The sequence below is a fragment of the Microbacterium sp. MF43 genome (genome assembly GCF_012847295.1).
In the GTDB taxonomy this organism is placed as follows: Bacteria; Actinomycetota; Actinomycetes; order Actinomycetales; family Microbacteriaceae; genus Microbacterium.
The window spans coordinates 527,648-550,914 of the sequence record NZ_JABBDY010000003.1 but is presented as its reverse complement, the minus strand read 5'-3'; the positions used below and the strand labels follow the sequence as shown (position 1 = coordinate 550,914).

Genomic DNA, 23,267 nt, shown 5'->3' with positions numbered 1-23,267 from the left:
TCCCGTTTCGAGGGGCGGGTCAGTCGGCGAGCGCCGCGAGCGCCATCGATTCCAGGATGCGGCGCACCTGGTCGTCGCTGGGCCGGTCGCGCAGCCCGCGCACGCTGTGCGGGGTCGAGTTGATGAGGCCGAAGCAGGCATGCGCGCGCACACGGAGCTCGTCGCCGGCGCGGCCGGGATGGATGGCGGCAAGGATCTCGACCCAGACCTCGACGTATTCGCGCTGGAGCCGGCGCACGCTCTGCCGATCCTCGTCGGCGAGACTGGCGAGGTCGCGGTCCTGCACGCGGATGACGTCGGCATCGGACAGGGCGAAGTCGACGTGGAACGCGACGAGCGCCTCGAGTTGTCGTATCGGCGCATCGGCGTCGGCGACGACGCGGCGCCCGCCGGCGAGAAGGCGTTCGCTCACGCCGACGAGGATCGCTCCCAGGAGGGCCTGCTTGTTGGCGAAGTGACGATAGAGGGCGGGGCCGCTCACGCCGACGGCGGCGCCCAGGTCTTCGAGGCTCACGCCGCTGAAACCGCGCTCGGCGAACAGGCGCGCCGCCTCGTGCAGGATCGCCGCCTGGCGGTCGGCTTTGGCCCGATCGCGCTCCGTGACACCGCTTGTCATCTCAGTTAATCCTCGCTAACCTGGACTCCAGTTAGTGAACACTAACCAATTCGATCGCGTCCGGACAACGAACGTGATCCGATCGTGACGTCGACGGAGATGACATGACAGCCCTCCCCACCGCGGCCGTTCATGACGACGCCTTCGCGCGTGCGCGCGACGCTCAGGCCGAGCAGGCCGCGCGGCTTCGCGAGCGCCTCGCCGCGGTCGCGCTGGGGGGACCGCAGGCTTCCCGAGAGCGTCATGTCGCGCGCGGCAAGCTGCTGCCTCGGGACCGCGTCACGCGGCTCCTCGACGAGGGCAGCCCGTTCGTCGAGATCGCTCCGCTCGCAGCCGAAGGACTCTACGGCGGGGATGCGCCGGCCGCCGGCGTCATCGCGGGGATCGGTCTCGTCCACGGGCGGCACGTCATGGTGGTGTGCAACGACGCCACCGTCAAGGGCGGGACGTACTACCCGATGACGGTCAAGAAGCACCTCCGATCGCAGGAGATCGCCTTCGAGAACCGGCTGCCGTGCGTCTATCTCGTCGACTCCGGAGGGGCATTCCTGCCGATGCAGGACGAGGTGTTCCCGGACCGCGACCATTTCGGGCGCATCTTCTTCAATCAGGCCCGCCTCTCTGCGGCCGGCATCCCGCAGATCGCCGCGGTCCTGGGGTCCTGCACAGCGGGCGGCGCCTACGTTCCGGCGATGAGCGACGAGACCGTGATCGTGCGCAACCAGGGCACGATCTTCCTCGGCGGGCCGCCTCTCGTGAAGGCGGCCATCGGCGAGGTCGTGAGCGCCGAAGAGCTCGGCGGGGGAGAGCTGCACGCGCGCCGTTCCGGAGTTGTGGACCACCTCGCCGAGGACGACGAGCATGCGCTCGAGATCGTGCGGGACATCGTGGCCACCCTCCCGCCGCCGGCGGATCCCGCGTGGAACGTGCTGCCGACGGTTCCGCCCGCCGTCGACCCGGGCGACCTGTACGGCGTGGTGCCCGTCGATGTCAACCAGCCCTATGACGTGCGCGAGGTCATCGCACGCCTCGTCGACGGCAGCGAGTTCCACGAGTTCAAGCGCGAGTACGGCGACACGCTCGTGACCGGATTCGCGCGGCTCCACGGCCACCCGGTGGGGATCGTCGCCAACAACGGCGTGCTCTTCAGCGAGTCCGCCCAGAAGGGCGCCCACTTCATCGAGCTGTGCGACCAGCGCGGCGTGCCGCTGCTGTTCCTCCAGAACATCTCGGGCTTCATGGTCGGGAAGGACGCCGAAGCGGGCGGCATCGCGAAGGATGGAGCCAAGATGGTGACCGCGGTCGCGACGACCCGCGTCCCCAAGCTCACCGTCGTCATCGGAGGCTCGTTCGGCGCCGGAAACTACTCGATGTGCGGCCGCGCCTACTCGCCCCGCTTCCTGTGGACGTGGCCCGCCAGCCGGATCTCCGTCATGGGCGGCCCGCAGGCGGCATCCGTCCTCTCCACCGTCAAGCGCGATCAGCTGGACGCGCGCGGCGAGGAGTGGTCCGCCGAGGACCAGGCCGCCTTCGAAGCGCCGATCCGCGCCCAGTACGAGGAACAGGGAAACCCCTACTACGCGACAGCCCGGCTGTGGGATGACGGTATCGTCGACCCGCTCGACACGCGCGACCTCCTCGGGCTCGCGCTCGACGTCGTCGCACGCACGCCCCTGCCCGAACCGCGCTTCGGCGTCTTCCGGATGTGAGCACGATGACCTCAGCAGCCGACGTCCTGTTCTCGACGGTCCTCGTCGCCAACCGCGGCGAGATCGCGCGCCGCGTGATCCGCACGCTGCGCCGTCTCGGCATCCGCTCGGTCGCCGTCTACAGCGACGCCGACGCGCATGCCCCGCACGTTCGCGAGGCCGACATCGCCGTGCGCATCGGGCCGGCCGCGGCATCCGCCTCCTACCTCGACATCGACGCGGTCATCGCCGCCGCGAAGCAGACCGGCGCCGAGGCCGTGCACCCCGGCTACGGCTTCCTCTCCGAGAACGCCGAGTTCGCCAGAGCCTGTGCCGACGCGGGCATCGTCTTCATCGGCCCGGGGGAGCGCGCCCTCGAGGTGATGGGCGACAAGATCCGCGCCAAGGAGCATGTGACCGGGCACGGTGTGCCGACGGTTCCCGGCTTCAGCGCGGCGGCGTTGACGGATGCCGAGATCGATGCGGCAGCGAGCGCGACGGGCTACCCGCTGCTCGTCAAGCCGTCGGCGGGCGGCGGCGGAAAGGGCATGCAGGTCGTGCGGTCGGCAGCCGAGCTGCCCGACGCGCTGGCGACAGCCCGCCGCGTCGCGAGCGCCGCGTTCGGCGACGACACCCTGCTGCTGGAGCGCCTGATCGAGCGCCCGCGCCACATCGAGGTGCAGGTCCTCGCCGACGCGCACGGCACCGTCGTCCATCTCGGCGAGCGCGAGTGCACGCTCCAGCGCCGTCACCAGAAGGTCATCGAAGAGGCGCCCTCCCCGGTGATCGACGCGGCGACCCGCGACCGGCTCGGGGCCGCCGCGTGCGCAGCGGCCGCGAGCGTCGACTACCGCGGGGCCGGCACCGTCGAGTTCCTCGTCGCCGGAGACCGGCCCGACGAATTCTTCTTCATCGAGATGAACACCCGGCTGCAGGTCGAGCACCCCGTGACCGAGCTCGTCACCGGCGTCGACCTCGTCGAGCAGCAGCTGCGCATCGCCGCGGGGGCGCCGCTGGCGTTCGCCCAGTCCGACGTGCGCCTCGACGGTCACGCGATCGAGGCCCGCGTCTATGCCGAGAGCCCCGCGCGCGGCTTCCTTCCCGCCACCGGCGACGTGCTCCTGTGGGAGCCGGCGAGCGGCGTGCGCACGGATGCCGCCGTCGAGTCCGGATCCACGGTGACCGCCGACTACGACCCCATGATCGCGAAGGTCATCGCCCACGGCGCCGACCGTGCCGCGGCACTGGAGCGCCTGGACGCGGCCCTCGCCGAGACGGTGCTCCTGGGCGTGGAGTCGAACATCGGCTTCCTCCGTGAGCTCCTCGCCGACGACGGCGTGCGCACCGGCGACATGGACACCGGTCTCATCGACCGCATGCCGCCATTCGCCGGGCCGGCGCCGACCGGCCGCGCGCTCGGCGCCGCGGCCTCCGTCGTCACAGCCTCCGCCGAGCCGCGCACGCCGCGCCGCGCGTCGGCGCTGTGGGCGAGCGGCTCGGCGTGGCGCCTGGGCGGCGAGCCGGGGCATCCGCCGACGTTCTTCCTCACCGACGCGGGAGAGCTCGTCTCGTCCCCGCCCGCCCCGCAGGGCGGCCATGCCGCCGGGGACGACGGAACGGTGACGGATGCCGCCACCGCCGTCGACGCGGACGGCGCCGTGTGGGTCCACGCCGGCGGGGGAACTCACCGCCTGCGCCCGCTGACGCGCCGGCGGGCGATGGAGCTGCGGCTCGCTGCCCGTGATCGCGAGTCCGCTGCCGCCGATCCCGAGCTGCGCGCCCCGATGCCGGGCGCGGTCGTGGCGGTGCACGTCGCGGCCGGCGCGACGGTCGAGCCCGGCGCGAGGATCGTGACGATCGAAGCCATGAAGATGGAGCATCCCGTCCTGGCGCCGCACGGCGGCGTCGTGCGCGTGGATGTCGCGGTCGGCGACCAGGTCCGCCGCGATCAAGTGCTCGCCCACGTCGCTTCCGCCGATCCCGCCCACGAGGCATCCGCTTCCCGCTCCTGACGAACCCGAGGAGAACTCCCATGGACCACTTCAACCTCACCGAGGACGAGCGCGACCTCGCCCGCATGGTGCGCGACTTCGCCGACCAGGTGGTCGCGCCGCAGGCCTACGAGGCCGATCGCACCAAGACGCTGCCGATGGACGTCGTCGCGCAGATGGGAGAGCTCGGCCTCTTCGGACTGCCGTTCCCCGAGGAGTACGGCGGGCAGGGCGGCGACTACTTCGCGCTGTGCCTCGCGATCGAGGCACTGGGCCGCGTCGACCAGTCGATCGCCATCACCCTCGAAGCGGGGGTCAGCCTGGGCGCGATGCCGGTGTTCCGCTTCGGCACCGAGGCGCAGAAGCAGGAGCTGCTGCCCGACCTCCTCGCGGGCACCGCGCTCGCGGGCTTCGGGCTCACCGAGCCGGAAGCGGGCTCGGACGCCGGGGCGACGCGCACCACGGCGAAGCTCGACGGCGCCGAATGGGTGATCAACGGTTCGAAGCAGTTCATCACCAACTCCGGCACCGACATCACCCGGTTCGTGACGGTCACCGCGGTCACCGGGGAGAGCGGCGGCCGCAAGGAGATCTCGACCATCATCGTGCCGTCCGGAACACCGGGCTTCACCGTCGAGCCCGGATATGACAAGGTCGGCTGGCACGCGTCCGACACCCATCCGCTCACCTTCCAGGACGCGCGTGTGCCCGAGGCGAATCTCCTCGGGGAGCGCGGGCGCGGCTTCGCGAACTTCCTGCACATCCTCGACGAGGGCCGCATCGCGATCGCGGCGCTGTCGACGGGGGCGGCGGAGGGATGCCTCGAAGCGGCCGTCGACTACGCGCAGAAGCGCACGGTGTTCGGCGACGCGCTGTCGACGCGCCAGGGCATCCAGTTCCTCCTCGCGCGCATGCAGCTGCGGGTCCACAACGCGCGCCTGGCGTGGCACCACGCGGCGCGCCTGCGCGACGCGGGGAAGCCGTTCAAGACGGAGGCCGCCATCGCGAAGCTCACGGCGAGCGACGCGGCGATGGACAATGCGCGCGATGCGACGCAGGTCTTCGGCGGCAATGGCTTCATGAACGAGTACCCCGTCGCGCGGCACTACCGCGACTCGAAGATCCTGGAGATCGGAGAGGGCACGAACGAGGTGCAGCTCCTCGTCATCGCCCGCGCGCTCGGAGTAGCGTGACACACGTGGACGGCACCGGCGAGGCGAAGACGATCGTGCAGCGCGGCCTCTACTACGACGAGCTCGAGGTGGGGGCACGGTACCTTCACCGTCCCGGCAGGACGGCGACGGAGGCCGACAACGTCCTGTTCTCGTCCCTCACGATGAACACGCAGGCCCTGCACCTCGACGCCGCTTTCGCGGCGGGGCAGCCGTTCGGCCAGCGGCTCATGAACTCGATGTGGACGCTCGCCACGATGGTGGGGGCATCCGTCTCGCAGATCACGCAGGGAACGCTCGTCGCCCAGCTCGGCCTCACCGACATCTCCTTCCCGGCGCCCGTCTTCCACGGCGACACGCTGTACACCGAGACCGAGGTCATCGACAAGCGGCTGTCGTCCTCGCGCCCGGGCCAGGGGATCGTGACGCTGCGGCACATCGGCCGCAATCAGCGCGGCGACGTCGTCGCGACCGCGACGCGGACGGCGCTGATGTGGTGCGCGCCGACCTCGGAGGAGGGCTCATGAGCGCGTTCGGACTGGGACCGGCGATCCTGTTCTGCCCCGCCGACAGGCCGGAGCGCTTCGCGAAGGCGCTCCAGCGCGCCGACGCCGTCATCCTCGACCTCGAGGATGCCGTGGCCCCGGCCGCGAAGGCGGCCGCGCGCGGCGCGCTGATCGAATCCGAGCTCGATTCCGACCGGGTGATCGTGCGCGTCAACCCGCCCGACACCGACGATTTCGTATCCGACCTGGCGACGCTGTCGCAGACCGACTATCGGCGCATCATGGTGGCGAAGGCCGAGGCGCCCAAGCGGCTGGCGAAGATCGACCAGAGGTTCGAGCTGATCGCGCTGTGCGAGACGGCGAAGGGGGTCGCGCAGGCCGACCGCATCGCCGCGCTCCCGAACGTCAGCGCGCTGATGTGGGGCGCCGAGGACCTCGTGGCGAGCATCGGCGGCACGTCCAGCCGCAAGCCGAACGGACGCTACCGTGACATCGCCCGCTACGCGCGGGCGCGCGTCCTGCTGGCAGCCGGCGCGCGGGGCAAGTCGGCGATCGACGCCGTGCACCTCGACATCGAGGACACCAAGCGCCTGGCGATCGAGGCGGCGGATGCCGCGGCATCCGGATTCTCCGCCACCGCGTGCATCCACCCCAGCCAGGTCGCGATCATCCGGGACGCCTACCGCCCCGACGCGAAGACGGTGGCGTGGGCGCGAGCCGTGCTCGCGGCGGCGCAGGGAGAGCGCGGCGTCTTCACGTACGACGGGCGCATGGTCGACGAGCCGGTGCTGCGCCACGCGCGCGCGGTGCTGCGTCGCGCGGGCGAATGACCCACCGTTCGCGCGGTCAGTCCTTCGCGGCGACCCGCTGAGCGGCGATCTCCCGCGCGATGCGGTCGATGAGCGGGTAGGGCATCTCGGCAGCGTGGGGGAAGACGAGCGAGTCCTTCTCGGCGCGGTGGGACGCGACCTCGTCTTCGAGCGGACCGTCGAACGGGGGCACGGGGTAGAGACCGATGTGCTTCTTCCACCCGGCGTAGTGCAGCGCGTACCGGCCGCCGAGCATCACGGCGGCGATGCCGTACCGGATCTTCTCCTCGGGCGGCGCGCCCGACGCGTCGGCGACCGCGCCCACGATGATCCCGCGGACCCGCTCCAGCCGCTCGGCCACGGGCGGGGGGAATCCCGCGATGTACTCGTCCACGGTGGCGGGGACCGGCATGGCGCCGAGCCTAGGCCACGGCGCCCGCGGAGGACAGCAGCCGCACGTGGTCACGCTCGAACAGCAGCTCGTGGGCGGATCCGTTGGCGAGGCGGGTTCCGGCAGGCGGGAACTCTCCGCCCGACGCATGCCGGATGACCTCGCGGATGAGCGCGCCGTGCGTGACGACGATGAGCGAGGCCTCGCCCGGCGCCGTCGCGCCGCGGTGGTCGCGCACGGCCTCGGCGAGCGCCTCGAGGGCGCGCCGGCGCAGCAGCGGCCACGGTTCGGCGCCGGGAACCTCGGCGGTATGCCAGTCGCCCCAGCGGCGGAAGAATTCGGCCGAGTCGATGCCCTCGGCCTCACCGTAGCCGCGCTCTCGCAGACCGGGGTACAGGCGTGGGGCGGGGAGGCCGAGCTCGGCCGCCATGATCTCGGCGGTCTCGCGAGCACGGGAGAGATCACTGGCCACGATCGTCGCCGGGACGTCGCGCGACGCGACGCGGATGGCCGCGGCCGCCTCACGTGCCTGCGCGCGCCCGGTGTCGTTGAGCGGGATGTCGGTCGTTCCCTGGATGCGGCGAGCGCGATTCCAGTCGGTCTCGCCGTGGCGGACGAGGGTCAGCGAAGTCACCCCACGAGCCTACGGTCCGCGTGCTGTCAGCCCGCTGAAGGCAGGGCGTCGGCGAGAGCGCGCAGCACCTCGCTCGTGCCGGCGTCGATCTTCACCGTCGCGCGCGCGTCGGCACGGGTGGTGCCGCGGTTGACGATCACGACCGGCAGGCGGCGACGTCGTGCCCGCTCCAGCAGCCGGATGCCCGAGTTGACCACGAGAGACGAGCCGGCGATCACCAGACCTTCGCTCGCGTGCACGAGCTGCTCGGCCTCGCGGAACTTCTCCGCGGGGATGAACTCGCCGAAGAAGACGACATCGGGCTTGAGCATCCCTTCGCAGACCGTGCAGGCGGGCACGACGAATCCGTCGCTGCTCTCCGGCAGCACGTCGCCGTCCGGTCCCAGGGCGACACCGTCGGGGACGAGGATCCACGGATTGTCCGCCTCGACGCGGCCCGCGAGGTCGCGCCGGTCGAAGACCTGGCCGCAGTGGGTGCAGAAGACGCGCCGCATCGTGCCGTGGAGCTCGACCACACGGCGGCTGCCGGCGCGCACATGCAGACCGTCGACGTTCTGCGTGACGACGCCGGTCGCCACGCCGCTGCGCTCGAGGTCGGCGATGGCCCGGTGGCCGGCGTTGGGCTCCGCGGCGGCGAACGCGCGCCACCCGAGATGGCTGCCGACCCAGTAGCGCCGGCGGGCCGACTCGCTGCCGAGGAACTGCTCGACGGTCATGGGCGTGCGGACCGGAGCACCTTTGCCGCGATAGTCGGGAATGCCCGAGTCGGTCGAGACGCCCGCTCCCGTGAGCACGGCGATGCGGCGGCCGGCCAGGACGTCGACGGCGCGCGAGACGGCGAGGGCAGCGGCGCCGTCCAGCTCGGTCACGATCGACACACCAGACCCCCTCTCCGCTCCGAGTGTAGGCGTCGCGGTTTACCGGGATGTTACGCCGCGTGGGAGAGTGGGGGCGTGGGAATCGAGCGGGTCGAGTCGGCGGACGACGCGAGACTCTCGGACTACCGGGACCTCACCGACGTCGCCCTCCGGCGTGTCATCGAGCCGGCCGGCGGGCTCTACATCGCCGAGTCGGCGAAGGTGATCTCGCGGGCCATCGCGGCGGGGCACCGCCCGCGCTCGATCCTCGTGCAGGAGAAGTGGCTCCCCGAGATCGAGGAGCGGGTGACGGATGCCTCGGTGCCGGTCTTCGTCGTGACCGCCGAGGTCGCCCGGTCGCTCACCGGGTATGCCGTGCACCGCGGCGCCCTCGCGGCGATGCACCGTCCCGAGTTGCCTCCGGTCTCGCAGGTCCTCGCCGATGCGCGCCTCGTCGTCGTGCTCGAGGACATCGTCGACCACACGAACGTCGGCGCGATCTTCCGAGCCGCCGCCGGCCTGGGGGCGGATGCCGTGCTGGTGAGCCCACGGTGCGCCGATCCCCTGTATCGCAGGAGTGTCCGGGTGAGCATGGGCACCGTCTTCCAGGTGCCGTGGACCCGCCTGCCGGACTGGGAGGAGGCGCGCTCGGCGCTTCACGAGGCCCGTTTCGAACTGGCCGCACTCGCCCTCGCCGACGATGCCGTGCCGCTCGACGAGTTCGGGGCGCGGCGCCCGCATCGGGTCGCGCTCATGCTCGGCGCCGAGGGGGACGGCTTGAGCCGTCAGGCCCTCGCGGCGGCCGACACCGTCGTGACGATCCCCATGGCCGGGGGAGTCGATTCGCTCAACGTCGCGGCGGCCAGCGCCGTCGCCCTATGGGAGCTGCGGGCGCGGTGAATCCGCTCGCCGCATCGCCGTCCCGCGATGTCAGGCGCCGGGACGCACCGTCAGCTCGGTGAGCTCCGCATCCCGCGGAAGGTCGAGAGCGGCCAGGATCGTCGTCGCCACGGACGCCGGATCGATCCAGCGGGCGGCGTCGTAGGCGGCGCCCTCCTGCTGGTGCACCTTCTCCTGCATCGGCGTTGCGGTTCGTCCGGGGTACACCGTCGTGACGCGCAGGCCGTTCGCGCGCTCCTCCTCGCGGAGCCCGTCCGCGATGGCGCGGACGGCGAACTTGCTCGCCGCATACGAGGTCCACTCGGCGTGGACCCTCAGGCCGGCGCCGGAGTTGACGAACACGACGTGCCCGCGCGCGGCGCGCAGTGCGGGCAGCATCAGCCGCGTCAGCTCGGCGGGAGCGATCGCGTTGACGTTGAGCTGCTCCTGCCAGACCGCGACCGGGGTTTCCGCGACGGGGCCCAGCTCGACGATTCCCGCCACGTGGATGAGGCTGTCGAGACGTGCCGGAGGACTCTGGTGCCCGAATGCCCAGGAGAGACGTCCCGGCTCGGCCAGGTCGCCGACGAGCGTGCGGGCATCGGGGAAGCGCTCGCGCAACTGCGCGGCGCGGCCCGCGTCCCGCGCGAGCAGCCAGAGCTCATCACCGCGCTCGCTCAAGCGCTCGGCGAGCGCCGCGCCGATTCCCGAGCCGGCACCGGTCACGAGACGGATCGCCACGTCAGTCCTCCTCGCCTCGCGGTGCGCCCGTTTCGCGCGGCGGTGCCATCGTCGTGAGGGGGAGGGCATCGGGCCGTTTGGCCTTCAGGTGGTCGCCCGACGACTGGTGGCGCAGTCTGCGCAGCACCCAGGGAACGAGGTACTCGCGCGCCCAGACGAAGTCGACCGCCCGCGCTTCGCGCCACGTGCGCGAGGGCAGCGGATCGGGCTGCATGGGCTGAAGATCGTTGGGCACGTTGAGGGCGCGCAGAACCATGCGCGCGATCTCGTGGTGGCCGAGAGCGTTGTAGTGCAGCCGGTCGTCGTCGAAGAAGCGCATGTCCTGCACCTCTTTGAGGGCCCACTGGTCGGCCACGATGCAGTCGTACCGGTCGGCGATCGCGCGGATGTTCTCGTTGTAGATGGCCACGCGCCCGCGGATCCCGCGGAAGACGGGGGTGAAGTTCGTGTCGATGCCCGTGAACACCACGAGCGTGGCGCCCTCGCTCGACAGTCGTACGACGGCATCCTCGAAGAGCTGCGAGACGGCGTCGGGGTCCGCGCCGGGACGGATCACGTCGTTGCCGCCCGCCGAGAAGGTGATGAGATCGGGCTTGAGGGCGAGGGCCGGCTCGACCTGCTCCTGGATGATCTGGCCGATGAGACGTCCGCGGATGGCGAGGTTGGCGTACGCGAAGTCGTCGACCTGTTGCGACAGCACCTCGGCCACGCGGTCCGCCCACCCTCGGAACCCGTTGGGCGCGGTGGGCTCGGGGTCTCCCACGCCCTCGGTGAACGAGTCGCCGATCGCGACCCATCGCCGCCACGGGTGCGGGTGGGGGTTGGGGACGTACGGGGTGAGGTGATCGTCTCTTGTCGGCATCGTCTTCCTCGGTTCGTGACCCCTGCCAGGCTACCCCGGCCGGGGCGACGCGCACCGGCGTGGGACGGACCGGCGGTGTCGTCGTCGTCGTCTAGGGTGGTGACTCGTTGTTCGCGGCAGGCGGGAGGTGCGATGGACGACGAGTCGGTCCTCGAAGCACCGCGCGCCGCATCCCCGCACACTGAAGCCCACGATCCCTCCGCCGACGCCCACATCGGCAGCTTCAAGGCGGAGCATCTCTCGCCGTCGTTCCCGCAGCGGGCGCCGTGGGGAACGGCCCAGCGGCTGCGCGCCTGGCAGGCCGAGGCCCTGGACCTCTACTTCGGGCTCGACGGTCCCGACGGCCCGGGCGGCGGGCCGCGCGACTTCCTCGCCGCGGCGACACCGGGCGCCGGCAAGACGACGTTCGCCCTCCGGCTGGCGAGCGAGCTTCTACGCCGCCGCATCGTCGACCGCATCGTCGTGGTGGCCCCCACAGAGCATCTCAAGACGCAGTGGGCGGATGCCGCGGCTCGCGTGTCGATCCGCCTCGATCCCGCCTTCAGCAACCGTCACGTCGCGCCCGCCCGGCACTACCACGGCGTCGCCGTCACCTATGCGCAGGTCGCGGTCAAGGCATCCGTCCACCAGCGCCTCACGATGGACGCGCGCACGCTCGTGATCCTCGACGAGGTGCATCACGGCGGTGATGCTCTCAGCTGGGGCGACGCGCTGCGCGAGGCCTACAGCCGCGCGACGCGGCGGCTGCTCCTGTCGGGCACCCCGTTCCGGAGCGACACGGCCCCCATCCCGTTCGTGGAGTACCACCCCGACGAGAACGGCATCCGCCTCTCGCGCACCGACTACGCGTACGGCTATCGGCGCGCGCTCGAGGACGGGGTCGTGCGTCCGGTCATGTTCCTGGTCTACGCCGGGCAGATGCGCTGGCGAACGAAGACCGGCGACGAGATGGAGGCACAGCTCGGGCAGGACAACACCAAGGACATCACCTCGCAGGCGTGGCGCACCGCGCTCGACCCCGGCGGGGAGTGGATTCCCGCGGTCCTGCGGTCGGCCGATCGCCGGCTGAGCGAAGTGCGCGAGCAGGTGCCGGATGCCGGCGGCCTGGTGATCGCGACCGACCAGACCGCCGCGCGCGCATACGCCGAGATCCTCCGCGACATCACCGGCGAGCCGGTCACGATCGTCCTGTCCGACGAGGCCGAGGCGTCCTCGCGCATCGAGACGTTCTCGAACGACACGAGCCGCTGGATGGTGGCCGTGCGCATGGTGTCGGAGGGCGTGGACGTCCCCCGCCTCGCGGTCGGCGTGTACGCGACGTCGGCATCGACCCCGCTGTTCTTCGCGCAGGCGATCGGTCGCTTCGTGCGCGCCCGCCGCCGCGGTGAGACCGCGAGCGTCTTCCTGCCCAACGTCCCGCAGCTGCTCGCGCTCGCGAACGAGATGGAGCGTCAGCGCGATCACGCGCTCGATCGCGACAGCGAAGGCGACGAGTGGAACGCCGAGGAAGACCTCATGGCGGCCGCCGAGCGCGACGAGAAGGCGTCCGACGCCCTCACTGAGGAGTTCGAGTACCAGGCGCTCGGCTCACACGCCCACTTCGACCGTGTGCTCTTCGACGGCAAGGAGTTCGGGCAGCTCGCGGTTCCGGGCACGCCCGAGGAGGAGGAGTTCCTCGGGCTTCCGGGCCTGCTGGAGCCCGAGCACGTCCACGAGCTGCTGATGCAGCGGCAGGCGCGCCAGGGCCGTCACCGCCGCGCCCGCGAGGAGCGCGAGTCGAGCAACCCTGATGAGCCGGCGGCCCTTCCGCAGGCGCTGCACCGATCGCTCAAGGAGCAGCGGCAGCTCCTCAACAGCCTCGTGGGGCTCTACGCCCGACAGTCGGGCGAGGCGCACGGCCTCGTGCACGCGGAACTCCGGCGGATCTGCGGCGGCCCAGCGGTCTCGCACGCGACGGTGGCGCAGCTGCAGGCGCGGATCGACGTCCTGCGTCAGCGCGTGCGCTCCTGACGGCGCCGCCTAGACTCGCGGGCATGCCGGCCAGCTACTCCTTCACCTCACGGTGGAGTGTGCCCCTGGCGGCGCCGCGGGTGTGGGACGAGGTCGAGCGGATGCTCCGCCCCGGCGCCGACGGCACGTGGTGGCCCGGCGTGCGGATCGTCGAACCCGCCGCGTCCCTCGCGCCGGGGGAGCACCTGCAGCTGGCCGTGCGGAGCCCGCTCGGATACCGGCTGCGCGTGCGGCTCACGATCGACGCGGTCGATCCAGGGCGTTCCCTCGCCGCCTCCAGCGACGGCGACCTGCAGGGGACGGGGCGCCTGACCGTCGAACCCGCGGCGGAGGGGGCATCCGTCCTCGTCTTCGACTGGGATGTCGCCACCGCACGCCGCTGGATGAACGCGACCGCGTGGGTGCTGCGCCCCGCCTTCGAGCGAGCGCACGCCCACGTCATGACGGCGGGCGAGCGCGGACTGCGCGCCCGGCTGGAGCAGGCCGGCGGCTAGCGGTTCGGAGGCCCGAAATGCTGGCAATCCGGGCCCGCGCGGGTCGGGGCATCCGCTCGCGAACTACCGTGGAAGGGTCCCCACGTACCCGGCCCGGAGGCCTTCTGTGAGCGTGCCCGCCGCCCCCACGCCCCGCGACCGACGTCGCTGGGCGCAGTATCTCGTCAACGAGCGCGCCGAGGCGCGCGTGTACCGCGAGCTCGCGGCGCGGCGCGACGGCGAGGAGCGCGAGATCCTGACCGCCCTCGCAGAGGCCGAAGGGCGCCACGAGGCGCACTGGCTGGCGCTGCTCGGCGGCGAGCCGGCCCGCCCGCCGCGACCCGATCTGCGCACCGTCCTGCTCGGGTCGATGGCGAAGCGGTTCGGCTCGATCTTCGTGCTCGCCCTGGCCCAGAACGCGGAGGCCCGGTCGCCGTACGACGACGAGCCCTTCGCGACGGCCGCCATGGGCGCCGACGAGAAGGTTCACCATGAGGTGGTCCGGGGGCTCGCCGCGCGCGGGCGCCGCCGCCTCTCCGGCACGTTCCGCGCGGCGGTGTTCGGGGCCAACGACGGGCTCGTGTCGAACCTGGCCCTCGTGATGGGCATCGGGGCGACGGGCGTCGCACCGCAGTTCGTTCTCTTCAGCGGCATCGCGGGCCTTCTCGCCGGGGCGCTGTCGATGGGGGCGGGCGAGTTCGTCTCGGTGCGGTCCCAGCGCGAACTGCTCACCGCCACGCAGCCCAGCGGGTACGCGGACGTCGCGATCCCGCACCTCGACATCGACGCGAACGAGCTCGCGCTCGTCTACCGCACGCGAGGGATGCCCGAAGGGGAGGCGACGGCCCGCGCGCGCCGAGCCGTCGAGGCGGCGCGCTCGATCGGCGAGGGCCGCACCGATACGTCCCCCCTCGACGTGGTGGACCACCACGAGGTGGTCGGCAGCGACTGGGGCGCCGCGGTGTCGAGCTTCCTGTTCTTCGCGTCGGGTGCGATCATCCCCGTGCTGCCGTGGATCCTCGGGCTGTCGGGAGTGGCGGCCATCGTTCTCGCGCTGGTCCTGGTCGGCATCGCCCTCCTGTGCACGGGCGCGGCGGTCGGGCTGCTCTCGGGCGCCCCGCCGCTGCGCCGCGCGCTGCGTCAGCTGGCCATCGGCTTCGGCGCGGCCGCCATCACGTACGGCCTCGGGCTGCTCTTCGGAGTGTCGCTCGCATGACGCGCGCGAGCCTCTCGTCGATTCGTTGAACCAAGGGCGACGTGGTAATGTCGTTCCTCGGTTGCGAAACCGAAAACCACCTGCGCGGGTGGCGGAATAGGTAGACGCGCTAGCTTGAGGTGCTAGTGCCCGTATAGGGCGTGGGGGTTCAAGTCCCCCCTCGCGCACACAGAGAAGAAGGCCCCCGAAAGGGGGCCTTCTTCGTCGAGAGGATAGGTTGGTCGCCATGCCCGCATCGCCCTCCGAGCTGCCTGAGGTCGCCGCCGTCGCGCGGGATCTGATCCGCTTCGACACCACCAATCACGGGGGCGGCCGCGCGGCGGGCGAACGCGAGGCGGCCGAGTACGTCGGGGACTTCCTGCGGAGCATCGGGCTGGAGCCGGAGTTCTACGAGCCGGTCCCTCGGCGCACCAACGTCCTGGCGCGCGTGCCCGGTCGCAACCGTGACAAGCCCGCCCTCGTCCTGCACGGTCACCTCGACGTCGTGCCGGCGATCGCCGATGACTGGAGCGTCGATCCGTTCGCGGGCGTCGTCAAGGACGGCATGCTGTGGGGCCGCGGCGCGGTCGACATGAAGGACATGGACGCCATGATCCTCACCGCCGTCGCCGACATCGTGCGGGCGGGCGATGCGCCCGAGCGCGACCTCGTGCTCGCGTTCTTCGCGGATGAGGAGAACGGCGGCGTCGAGGGCTCGGCCCTCGTCGTCCAGGACCGCCCGGAGTGGTTCGCCGGCGCGACCGAGGCCATCAGCGAGGTCGGCGGGTACTCGATCGCCGTCGGCGACCGCCGCGCCTACCTGCTGCAGGTGGGCGAGAAGGCGCTCGTGTGGATCCGCCTCGTCGCGCGCGGGCGCGCGGCCCACGGCTCGAGCTACCACGGCGACAACGCCGTCACAAAGCTCGCCGCCGCGGTCTCGCAGCTCGGCCGCACCGAGTGGCCGGTGACCCTTACCGACGCGACCCGCGGAATGGTGGAGCGCCTGGGCGAGCTGACGGGCACCGGTCCGGATGATCCCGACGCCGTCGCGGCCGCGGCGGGCGCGGCATCCGGATTCCTCCGCTCCACTCTGCGGACGACCACGAACCCGACCGGCCTCACCGCCGGATACAAGCACAACGTGATTCCCGACCGCGCCGAGGCGCTCATCGATGTGCGGGTGCTCCCGGGGACCGAGGATGCCGCCCTCGCCGACATCCGCAGGATCGTCGGCGACGACATCGAGGTCGAGATCGTGCACCAGGACATCGGCCTCGAAGTGCCGTTCTCGGGAGAACTCGTCGACGCGATGGTCGCGGCCCTCGGCCGCCACGACCCGGGCGTTCCCGTCATCCCGTACCTCATGGGCGGCGGCACCGACAACAAGGCCCTCGCGGCCCTCGGCATCTCCGGCTACGGTTTCGCGCCGCTGCGCCTGCCGGCCGACCTCGATTTCACCGGCATGTTCCACGGCGTCGACGAGCGGGTGCCCATCGAGTCCCTCGTCTTCGGCCAGCGCGTGCTGACCGACCTCCTCCGCACCTACTGAGAGAACCCGCGGATGCCTCACCCCCGGGCATCCCGCATCGAAAGGCCCCTATGCTCCTCGAGGCGATCATCCTCGGCCTGGTCCAGGGACTCACCGAGTTCCTTCCGGTGTCCTCCAGCGCGCACCTGCGCATCCTGGGGGAGTTCCTGCCCTCGGCGCAGGACCCGGGCGCGGCTTTCACGGCGATCACGCAGATCGGCACCGAGGCGGCCGTGGTGCTCTTCTTCTGGCGCGACATCGTGCGCATCATCGGCCAGTGGTTCCGTGCTCTCTTCGGACGCATCCCGCGCAATGACCCCGACGCCCGCATGGGCTGGCTGATCATCGTGGGAAGCATCCCGATCGTCGTCCTGGGACTGCTCTTCCAGGACCAGATCGAGACGGTGTTCCGGTCGCTGTGGCTGATCGCGGCCATGCTGATCCTCTTCGGCGTGCTGCTGGGCATCGCCGATCATGTCGGGGCGAAGAAGCGGATGCTGCGCGACATCACGGTGGGCCACGGCGTGATCTACGGCTTCGCGCAGGCGCTGGCGCTCATCCCGGGCGTCTCACGCTCGGGCGGAACCATCACCGCGGGTCTCTTCATGGGCTACGAGCGCGCCGCAGCCGCCCGCTACGCCTTCCTCCTGGCGATTCCCGCGGTGTTCGGCAGCGGCTTCTACCAGCTGTTCAAGAGCTGGAACGAGCCGGGGGTGTTCACCCTCGGCGAGACCGCGGTCGCCACCCTGGTGGCGTTCTTCGTCGCGCTCGGCGTGATCGCGTTCTTCATGAACTGGATCTCCAAGCACAGCTTCCTGCCGTTCGTGGTCTACCGCGTGGCGCTCGGGTCGCTGATCCTGGTGCTGCTGAGCACCGGCGTCATCTCGGCGTACTGATCGGCCGCGTCGCGGATCGTCAGCGGCGCGGTTCGTCCCGGCCGGGCTTCGTCGGTCCCTCGCCGCCGCCCCGGCGCAGATAGCGCTCGAACTCCTGGGCGATCGCGTCGCCGGATGCCTCGGGCGAGTCCCACGTGTCGCGCGTGCGCTCGAGCTGGCGGATGTACTCCGTCATCTCCTCGTCGTCGGCGGCCGCCGCGTCGATCGACGCCTCCCACGCTGCGGCCTCGGTGGCGAGTTCACCACGGGCGATGGAGGCGCCGGTGAGGTCCTCGAGCCGATCGAGGAGGGCGAGGGTGGCCTTGGGCGACGGTGTGTGGCCCGCCACGTAGTGGGGCACGCTGGCCCACAGGCTCGCCGACGGGATGCCCGCGGCGTCGGCGGCGTGCCCCAGCACGCTGAGGATGCCGACGGGGCCCTCGTAGGTGCTGCGCTCCAGCCCGAGGGCGGTGCGCAGGGGCTCGCTGTCGCTGCCGGCGAACACCGAGATCGGCCGCGTATGGGGCACGTCCGACATCATCGAGCCCATCGAGACGAAGCCGGTGATGTCCTCGCTCAGGGCGATATCGATGAACTCCGCGGCGAAGGCCTGCCACGCGCGGGCCGGTTCCACTCCGGTGAGCAGCCACAGCTGGGTGCCGCCGCGGGTGGTGCGGGTGGGACGCAGGAGGACCGCCTCGGGCCACCGCAGCGAGCGCTTGCCGTCGCCGTCGGTGGCGATCTGCGGACGGGTGTACTGGTAGTCGAAGTAGAGTTCGGGGTCGACCGAGAAGACGGTTTCGTAGGTCCCGCTCTCGCGCAGTTGAGCGATCGCCGACGAGGCGGCCTCCCCGGCGTCGTTCCAGCCGTCGAACGCGGCGACGAGCACCCGGCGTCCCAGTCCGTCCACGAGACCTCCTCCACCCGCGTCGCGGGTTCTCTCCAGGATAGGCCCGGCGCGCGGTGCGGGCCTCAGCGTGGCGGCGGTGCGCCTCGACCGGCCGGGCCGGGCCGTCGCCTCTCGGTAGCATGGAGCAGTGAATCCTCCGCCTCTGGCCGCCGTTCTGTGGGATATGGACGGCACCCTCGTCGACACCGAACCGTATTGGATGGCGGCCGAGACGCCCCTCGTCGAGAGCTTCGGAGGCACGTGGTCGCACGAGCAGGCGCTCGGCCTCGTCGGTCTCGGGCTGGAGGATTCCGCCCGGATCTTCCAGGAGGCCGGTGTCCGCATGGGGGTGCACGACATCATCGACCGGCTCACCGACGACGTGATGTCCCGGCTCGCGACCACCGGTGTGCCCTTCCGTCCCGGAGCGCGCGAGCTCCTCGCCGACCTGCGGGCCGCCGGCATCAAGACCGGACTCGTCACGATGTCGATGCGCCGGATGGCGGATACCGTTGTGGATCTCATCGAATTCGACGCGTTCGACGTCGTGATCGCCGGCGACGACGCGACGCGCCCCAAGCCCTTCCCGGACCCCTACCTGCAGGCGTGCGAGGCGCTCGGCGTGACGCCCGCCGAGGTCGTCGCGATCGAGGACTCACCGAACGGACTGCGCTCGGCCGTGGCATCCGGAGCCGCCGTCATCGGCGTGCCGCTGATGGTCTCGATCGACGGAGCCGGGGCGCACGCCGTGTGGCCCACCCTCCAGGGGCGCACCACCCACGACATCGCCGCGTTCCACTCCGCCCACCGCGCCAAGGAGGCCGCACGATGACCGAACGCCCGCGCGGGCCCTTCCGCTTCGGAGACCGGGTGCAGCTCACCGGTCCGAAGGGCCGGCTCCACACGATCACGCTCCGCGAGGGCGGCGAGCTGCACACGCATCACGGGGTGCTCAAGCACGAGCAGCTGGTGGGCCAGCCCGACGGCTCCGTCGTGGCGAACAGCGGGGGTCACGAGTACCTCGCGCTCCGCCCGCTGCTGCGCGACTTCGTGATGTCGATGCCCCGCGGCGCCGCGATCGTCTACCCCAAGGACGCGGCGCAGATCATCGCCGAGGCCGACGTGTTCCCCGGCGCGGTCGTCGTCGAGGCGGGCGTCGGCTCGGGCGCGCTCTCGCTGTGGCTGCTGCGGGCGATGGGAAGCGAGGGCCGGCTCATCTCGTTCGAGCGCCGTCCCGAGTTCGCCGAGGTCGCTCGCGCCAACGTGGAGACGTACCTGGGTGAGGCGCCGGCGAACTGGGAAGTCGTCGTCGGTGACCTCGTCGAATCCCTCCCCGATGCGGTGGCGCCGGCATCCGTCGACCGTGTCGTCCTCGACATGCTGGCCCCGTGGGAGTGCATCGACGCCGTCGCGGACGCGCTCACCCCGGGCGGCGTGGTGCTGTGCTACATCGCGACCGCGACGCAGTTGAGCCGGGTCGCCGAGTACATCCGCAACAGCGGGCTGTTCACCGACCCCGAGGCCAGCGAGACGATGGTTCGCGGCTGGCACGTGGAGGGGCTGGCGGTGCGTCCCGACCACCGCATGGTGGCTCACACCGGCTTCCTCCTGTGGGCCCGGCGACTCGCGCCGGGTGCGATCCCGCCCGAGGTGAGACGCCGCGCCTCGAAGTCGAGCTACGGCGATGAGGATGTCGAACTGTGGACTCCGGGGGCCGTCGGCGACCGGCAGATCACCGACAAGAACCTTCGCAAGCGGGTGCGCGAGGCGCAGAAGGCGGCGGAGGGCGCGCGCCTGGCGGCCGCGTCGGGCGACGAGGACGCTTCGGCCTAGACTGTTCCGGTGCGCAAGATCCCCGCTGCCCTCGCGATCCTCGGACTCACGGCCGTCGGTCTGGCCGGCTGCTCGCTTCCGGGTGCCTCCGACTGCTCTCGTCCCGCCCCCGACGAGGAGACGCTCGACCTCATCCAGGTGAGCGGGTCGACGGATGCCGCGCCCGAGGTCGAGCTCTACACGCCGTTCCACGCCTCGGAGTCGTCGTTCGCCGACGTCGAGCAGGGCGGTGGCGACGTGCCCATCACGTCGAACGACCAGCTCGTGGTCATCGATCTGACCCTGTTCTCCGGCGACACCGGCGAGAGCCTCGTGTCGACGGCCTACAACGGCGATCTGTCGCAGCCCGTCCCGCTCTCGCAGTGGGCCGAGCCTCTCCCCGTGCTCGAAGACGCTCTGCAGTGCGCGTCCGAAGGATCGCGCATCGCGATCGCGGTCGGCCCGGAGGGGATCGACCCGGGAGCAGCCGGCAGCGTCGGCCTGGCCGAGGGCGATTCTGCCGTCGCCGTGGTGGATGTGCGCAAGGTGTACCGTCCCGCCGCGGACGGCGCGCTGCAGTTCAACAGCGGCATGGGCCTGCCCGCTGTCGTGCGCGCACCCGACGGTACGCCGGGCGTCGTCGTCCCCGACGGCGAGGCCCCCGACGAGATCGTCGTGCAGACCCTCAAGAAGGGCGATGGTCCGGCTGTCGAAGCCGACTCGACGGTGCGCGCGCATGTGCTCGCCGTCGGATGGGACGACAAGGAGCAGCTCAACTCGACGTGGGAGACCGCACAGCCGCAGTCGATTCCCCTGTCGGACGACGAGGCGATGAGCGAGATCCTCGTCGGCCAGACCGTCGGATCGCAGGTGATGGCCGTGGTGCCCGCCGAGGACGGCGGCACCGAGCAGGCGACCGTCTTCGTGTTCGACATCCTCGGACTCGACGAGCCGGCTCCCGCGCAGTAGACACGGCCGTTCCGAGGTGGGGCCCGCGCGCACGGGCGAGCCTAGGATGAGTGGGTGCCTGCCAACGCGCCCGCGAAGAATCCGCCCGAGGAGCGGCTCGTCAACCTCGTGGTCGCGCTCATGGCCACCGAGCAGGGGCTGACGAAGGACACGATCCTCACGTCGGTCGCCGGCTATCGCGAGCAGAGCGTCGCAGGCGCGTCGAAGGACGCGCTCGAGAAGATGTTCGAACGCGACAAGGAGAGCCTGCGCGGGCTCGGGGTCCCGATCGAGACGATCGGCGACTGGGCCGATCCCGACGACCTGCGAGAGGCCCGCTACCGCGTGCCGACGGCGGAATATGCGCTGCCCGAAGACATCGAGTTCACGCCCGCCGAGCTCGCGCTGCTCAATCTGGCCGGCGGAGTGTGGAGCGAGAGCTCCATGTCGGATGACGCCCGCAGCGGGCTGCGCAAGATCCGGGCCCTCGGCATCCCCGTCGACGAGCCGATCATCGGGTACTCGCCGCGCATCAGCCTGCGCGACCCGTCGTTCCCCGCGCTGCAGCAGGCGATCGAGCAGTGCCGCGTGGTGACCTTCCCCTACCTGAAACCCGGCGAAGAGTCACCCCGCACGCGCCGCGTGCAGCCGCTCGCTCTCGTCGAGTACGAAGCGCGGTGGCACGTCTTCGGAATCGACCTGAACGTCGGGGCCGACCGCACGTTCCTGCTCTCGCGCATCGTCGGCGCCGTGACCGTGACGCGGGAGGGTTTCGATGCAGCGCTCCGAGAGGGGGCGGGCGACCGCGCGCTGAGCGGCCTCGAAGAGGTCGCGGCTCGCAGCCGTGCCCTGCTGGAGGTCAATCCCGGCACGGAGGCCGCGCTTCGTCTCGCTCGGCGGGCCCAGCCCGCCGAGCAGGGGATCCACGTGCCGTACGTCGACGTGCACATCTTCGCGGAGGAGCTCGCGTCATACGGTCCGGAGGTGCGGGTGGTCGAGCCTGCCGAGCTTCGCGACCGCGTCATCGAACGGCTCGCCGCCGCCCGCGATCTGAACGCGACGGTCGCCGGATGAGCGCGCGCAAGCCGCTGGTCGCGACCGATCGCGCCGCGCTCATGCTCCAGCTCGTGCCGTATCTGATCGGCAAGGGCGAGGTCTCCATCGCCGAGGCCGCCGACGAGTTCGACGTGTCGCCCGAACAGATGCGCGCGATGGTCGAGAAGCTCACCGTGATCGGCCTGCCCGGTGACGGCGGGTACTGGCAGATGGCGAACGACCTCTTCGACATCGACTGGGATCTGCTGGACACCCAGGACATCATCGTCATCACCAACTCGGTCGGGCTCGAACGAGCCCCCAGGCTCACCGCGCGCGAGGCCGCCGCGCTCCTGGCGGGGCTGCAGCTCGCACGCACGATCCCCGGCGTGGGCGACACCGAGCTCTTCGCCGGGCTTCTCGCGAAGCTCGCCCGCGGGGCCTCGAGCACGCCGGCCGAGGTCATCGTCGCTCCGAGCCCCGTCGACAGCGTGCGCGATACGGTCGCCGGTGCGCTGCGCCGAGGAGTGGCGGTCTCGTTCACCTACAAGGCTCCCGACGCGCAGCCGACCACGCGCACCGTGGACCCGGTCAAGGTGCACATCGCCGACGGGCAGTGGTACCTGCAGGGCTGGTGCCACCTGCGAGAGGCCATGCGCACCTTCCATCTCGACCGGGTCGGCGACCTGCAGCTCACCGACATCCCGATCACCCACGCCGGCGAGCCGGCGCCGGGGTGGTTCGAGCCGGGCGAGGACGACTTCGTCGCCCGCATCCGCTTCCCCGAGCAGGTCGCCCGTCTGCTCGGCGACTATCTCGACCGAGCCGCGCTGGAGACCTCCGGCGGCGTCACCGTCGCGACGATGCGCGTCGCCGACGAGGTGAGCCTGCGCCGGCTGGCCGCCCGCCGCGGCGGCGAGGTCGAGGTGCTCGAACCGACGGCGGCGCGCCGCGCCGCGGCGGAATGGGCCGAAGCGGGCCTCGCCCAGTACCGCTGATGCGTTCACCCGGAGTTCGCCGACACGGCACCGGCGTGACAACCCGCGGGTTACACTGATTCCGGACCCGCCGAAAGGAATCGACATGCTGCAAGGCCTCACGGGGTGGCACTTCCTCATCATCCTGGCCGTGATCCTGCTGCTGTTCGGCGCGGCGAAGCTGCCGGCGCTGGCCAAGAGCATGGGTCAGTCTGCTCGCGTCTTCAAGGGCGAGATGAAGGCGATGAAGGACGACGACACCACTCGCACCGACTCGGCTCCCGCTGCCGGAACCGCCGCCTCGACAGAGGCTCCGTCGACCGAGGTGCGCACGGACGCGGGCGGAACCGCCGAATCCAAGCCCTGACCCGCCGTGGCA

24 protein-coding genes and 1 tRNA gene are annotated in these 23,267 nt (G+C 71.4%); 18 read left to right on the top strand and 7 right to left on the bottom strand.

All coding sequences use genetic code 11. The features are described 5' to 3' along the window. Nucleotides 1-19 precede the first annotated feature (19 nt). The gene (locus tag HF323_RS11045) at nt 20-616 is read right to left on the bottom strand and encodes a TetR/AcrR family transcriptional regulator (protein WP_169582619.1); all 597 of its coding nucleotides are present in this window, start codon (nt 614-616) and stop codon (nt 20-22) included. A 104-nt stretch (nt 617-720) separates the two neighbouring features. Between HF323_RS11045 and HF323_RS11040 the strand changes: the two genes are divergently transcribed. From HF323_RS11040 to HF323_RS11020, 5 genes are read left to right on the top strand one after another with little or no spacing between them, the layout of a single operon-like run. Continuing rightward, entirely contained in the window at nt 721-2,325 is a 1,605-nt protein-coding gene (locus HF323_RS11040) for a carboxyl transferase domain-containing protein (RefSeq protein ID WP_169582618.1), read from the top strand. A gap of 5 nt (nt 2,326-2,330) precedes the next feature. Continuing rightward, complete coding sequence (locus HF323_RS11035) at nt 2,331-4,316, top strand: biotin carboxylase N-terminal domain-containing protein (RefSeq protein WP_169582617.1); 1,986 nt, start codon at nt 2,331-2,333, stop codon at nt 4,314-4,316. Nucleotides 4,317-4,336: 20 nt separating this feature from the next. After that, entirely contained in the window at nt 4,337-5,488 is a 1,152-nt protein-coding gene (locus HF323_RS11030; protein ID WP_169582616.1) for an acyl-CoA dehydrogenase family protein, read from the top strand. Between the two features lie 5 nt (nt 5,489-5,493). After that, the gene (locus tag HF323_RS11025; RefSeq protein WP_169582615.1) at nt 5,494-5,994 is read left to right on the top strand and encodes a MaoC family dehydratase; all 501 of its coding nucleotides are present in this window, start codon (nt 5,494-5,496) and stop codon (nt 5,992-5,994) included. Further along, nucleotides 5,991-6,803, top strand: a complete 813-nt coding sequence (locus HF323_RS11020; RefSeq protein WP_169582614.1) for a CoA ester lyase — start codon at nt 5,991-5,993, stop codon at nt 6,801-6,803. Before HF323_RS11025 ends, HF323_RS11020 begins: the two co-directional genes overlap by 4 nt. Before the next feature lie 16 nt (nt 6,804-6,819). Here HF323_RS11020 and HF323_RS11015 read toward each other — a convergent pair whose 3' ends face one another. Genes HF323_RS11015 through HF323_RS11005 form a run of 3 tightly spaced genes read right to left on the bottom strand, consistent with a single transcriptional unit; the run spans nt 6,820 to nt 8,685 of the window. Beyond that, nucleotides 6,820-7,194: a DUF1801 domain-containing protein gene (locus HF323_RS11015; RefSeq protein WP_169582613.1), complete on the bottom strand. Its 375-nt coding sequence runs from the start codon at nt 7,192-7,194 to the stop codon at nt 6,820-6,822. A 10-nt stretch (nt 7,195-7,204) separates the two neighbouring features. Next, complete coding sequence (locus HF323_RS11010) at nt 7,205-7,807, bottom strand: histidine phosphatase family protein (protein WP_169582612.1); 603 nt, start codon at nt 7,805-7,807, stop codon at nt 7,205-7,207. Between the two features lie 26 nt (nt 7,808-7,833). Continuing rightward, complete coding sequence (locus tag HF323_RS11005) at nt 7,834-8,685, bottom strand: Sir2 family NAD-dependent protein deacetylase (protein ID WP_317451055.1); 852 nt, start codon at nt 8,683-8,685, stop codon at nt 7,834-7,836. 75 nt (nt 8,686-8,760) lie between these two features. On the opposite strand from HF323_RS11005, the gene HF323_RS11000 reads away from it, so the two are divergent. Then, the gene (locus HF323_RS11000) at nt 8,761-9,564 is read left to right on the top strand and encodes an RNA methyltransferase (RefSeq protein ID WP_169582611.1); all 804 of its coding nucleotides are present in this window, start codon (nt 8,761-8,763) and stop codon (nt 9,562-9,564) included. 30 nt (nt 9,565-9,594) lie between these two features. On the opposite strand, the gene HF323_RS10995 is transcribed toward HF323_RS11000, so the two are convergent. Both HF323_RS10995 and HF323_RS10990 read right to left on the bottom strand, forming a co-directional pair. After that, on the bottom strand, nt 9,595-10,284 hold the full coding sequence (locus HF323_RS10995) for an SDR family oxidoreductase (RefSeq protein ID WP_169582610.1): 690 nt from the start codon (nt 10,282-10,284) through the stop codon (nt 9,595-9,597). 1 nt (nt 10,285) lies between these two features. Further along, on the bottom strand, nt 10,286-11,146 hold the full coding sequence (locus HF323_RS10990; RefSeq protein WP_169582609.1) for an SGNH/GDSL hydrolase family protein: 861 nt from the start codon (nt 11,144-11,146) through the stop codon (nt 10,286-10,288). A gap of 132 nt (nt 11,147-11,278) precedes the next feature. Between HF323_RS10990 and HF323_RS10985 the strand changes: the two genes are divergently transcribed. The 6 genes from HF323_RS10985 to HF323_RS10960 all read left to right on the top strand — a co-directional run bounded on the left by HF323_RS10985 (nt 11,279) and on the right by HF323_RS10960 (nt 17,248). Continuing rightward, the gene (locus tag HF323_RS10985) at nt 11,279-13,156 is read left to right on the top strand and encodes a DEAD/DEAH box helicase (protein WP_223169312.1); all 1,878 of its coding nucleotides are present in this window, start codon (nt 11,279-11,281) and stop codon (nt 13,154-13,156) included. A 23-nt stretch (nt 13,157-13,179) separates the two neighbouring features. Continuing rightward, entirely contained in the window at nt 13,180-13,650 is a 471-nt protein-coding gene (locus tag HF323_RS10980; protein ID WP_188241691.1) for a hypothetical protein, read from the top strand. Between the two features lie 106 nt (nt 13,651-13,756). Continuing rightward, a complete protein-coding gene (locus HF323_RS10975) occupies nt 13,757-14,845 on the top strand; it encodes a VIT1/CCC1 family protein (RefSeq protein ID WP_169582835.1) in 1,089 nt (362 codons plus the stop codon). Between the two features lie 82 nt (nt 14,846-14,927). Further along, nucleotides 14,928-15,012 (top strand) — tRNA-Leu (locus HF323_RS10970). Nucleotides 15,013-15,071: 59 nt separating this feature from the next. Continuing rightward, nucleotides 15,072-16,373 carry a M20/M25/M40 family metallo-hydrolase gene (locus HF323_RS10965; RefSeq protein ID WP_169582608.1) on the top strand — a complete coding sequence of 434 codons (1,302 nt, stop codon included), beginning with the start codon at nt 15,072-15,074 and terminating at the stop codon, nt 16,371-16,373. 50 nt (nt 16,374-16,423) lie between these two features. Further along, nucleotides 16,424-17,248, top strand: coding sequence for an undecaprenyl-diphosphate phosphatase (locus HF323_RS10960; protein ID WP_169582607.1), 825 nt, complete (start codon nt 16,424-16,426; stop codon nt 17,246-17,248). Nucleotides 17,249-17,267: 19 nt separating this feature from the next. Here HF323_RS10960 and HF323_RS10955 read toward each other — a convergent pair whose 3' ends face one another. Next, the gene (locus tag HF323_RS10955) at nt 17,268-18,137 is read right to left on the bottom strand and encodes a PAC2 family protein (RefSeq protein ID WP_169582606.1); all 870 of its coding nucleotides are present in this window, start codon (nt 18,135-18,137) and stop codon (nt 17,268-17,270) included. Nucleotides 18,138-18,264: 127 nt separating this feature from the next. Between HF323_RS10955 and HF323_RS10950 the strand changes: the two genes are divergently transcribed. The 6 genes from HF323_RS10950 (at nt 18,265) to tatA (ending at nt 23,255) form a co-directional block, all read left to right on the top strand. After that, nucleotides 18,265-18,948, top strand: a complete 684-nt coding sequence (locus HF323_RS10950) for an HAD family hydrolase (protein ID WP_317451054.1) — start codon at nt 18,265-18,267, stop codon at nt 18,946-18,948. Next, complete coding sequence (locus HF323_RS10945; RefSeq protein WP_169582605.1) at nt 18,945-19,949, top strand: tRNA (adenine-N1)-methyltransferase; 1,005 nt, start codon at nt 18,945-18,947, stop codon at nt 19,947-19,949. The genes HF323_RS10950 and HF323_RS10945 overlap by 4 nt, the downstream gene beginning before the upstream one ends. 9 nt (nt 19,950-19,958) lie before the next feature. Continuing rightward, nucleotides 19,959-20,897: a hypothetical protein gene (locus tag HF323_RS10940; protein WP_169582604.1), complete on the top strand. Its 939-nt coding sequence runs from the start codon at nt 19,959-19,961 to the stop codon at nt 20,895-20,897. 54 nt (nt 20,898-20,951) lie between these two features. Next, complete coding sequence (locus tag HF323_RS10935) at nt 20,952-21,950, top strand: WYL domain-containing protein (RefSeq protein WP_169582603.1); 999 nt, start codon at nt 20,952-20,954, stop codon at nt 21,948-21,950. After that, nucleotides 21,947-22,909 (top strand): WYL domain-containing protein, encoded by a 963-nt coding sequence (locus HF323_RS10930; protein ID WP_169582602.1) that lies wholly within the window; start codon nt 21,947-21,949, stop codon nt 22,907-22,909. The genes HF323_RS10935 and HF323_RS10930 overlap by 4 nt, the downstream gene beginning before the upstream one ends. A gap of 85 nt (nt 22,910-22,994) precedes the next feature. After that, nucleotides 22,995-23,255: a Sec-independent protein translocase subunit TatA gene (tatA, locus tag HF323_RS10925; RefSeq protein WP_169582601.1), complete on the top strand. Its 261-nt coding sequence runs from the start codon at nt 22,995-22,997 to the stop codon at nt 23,253-23,255. Nucleotides 23,256-23,267 lie beyond the last annotated feature (12 nt).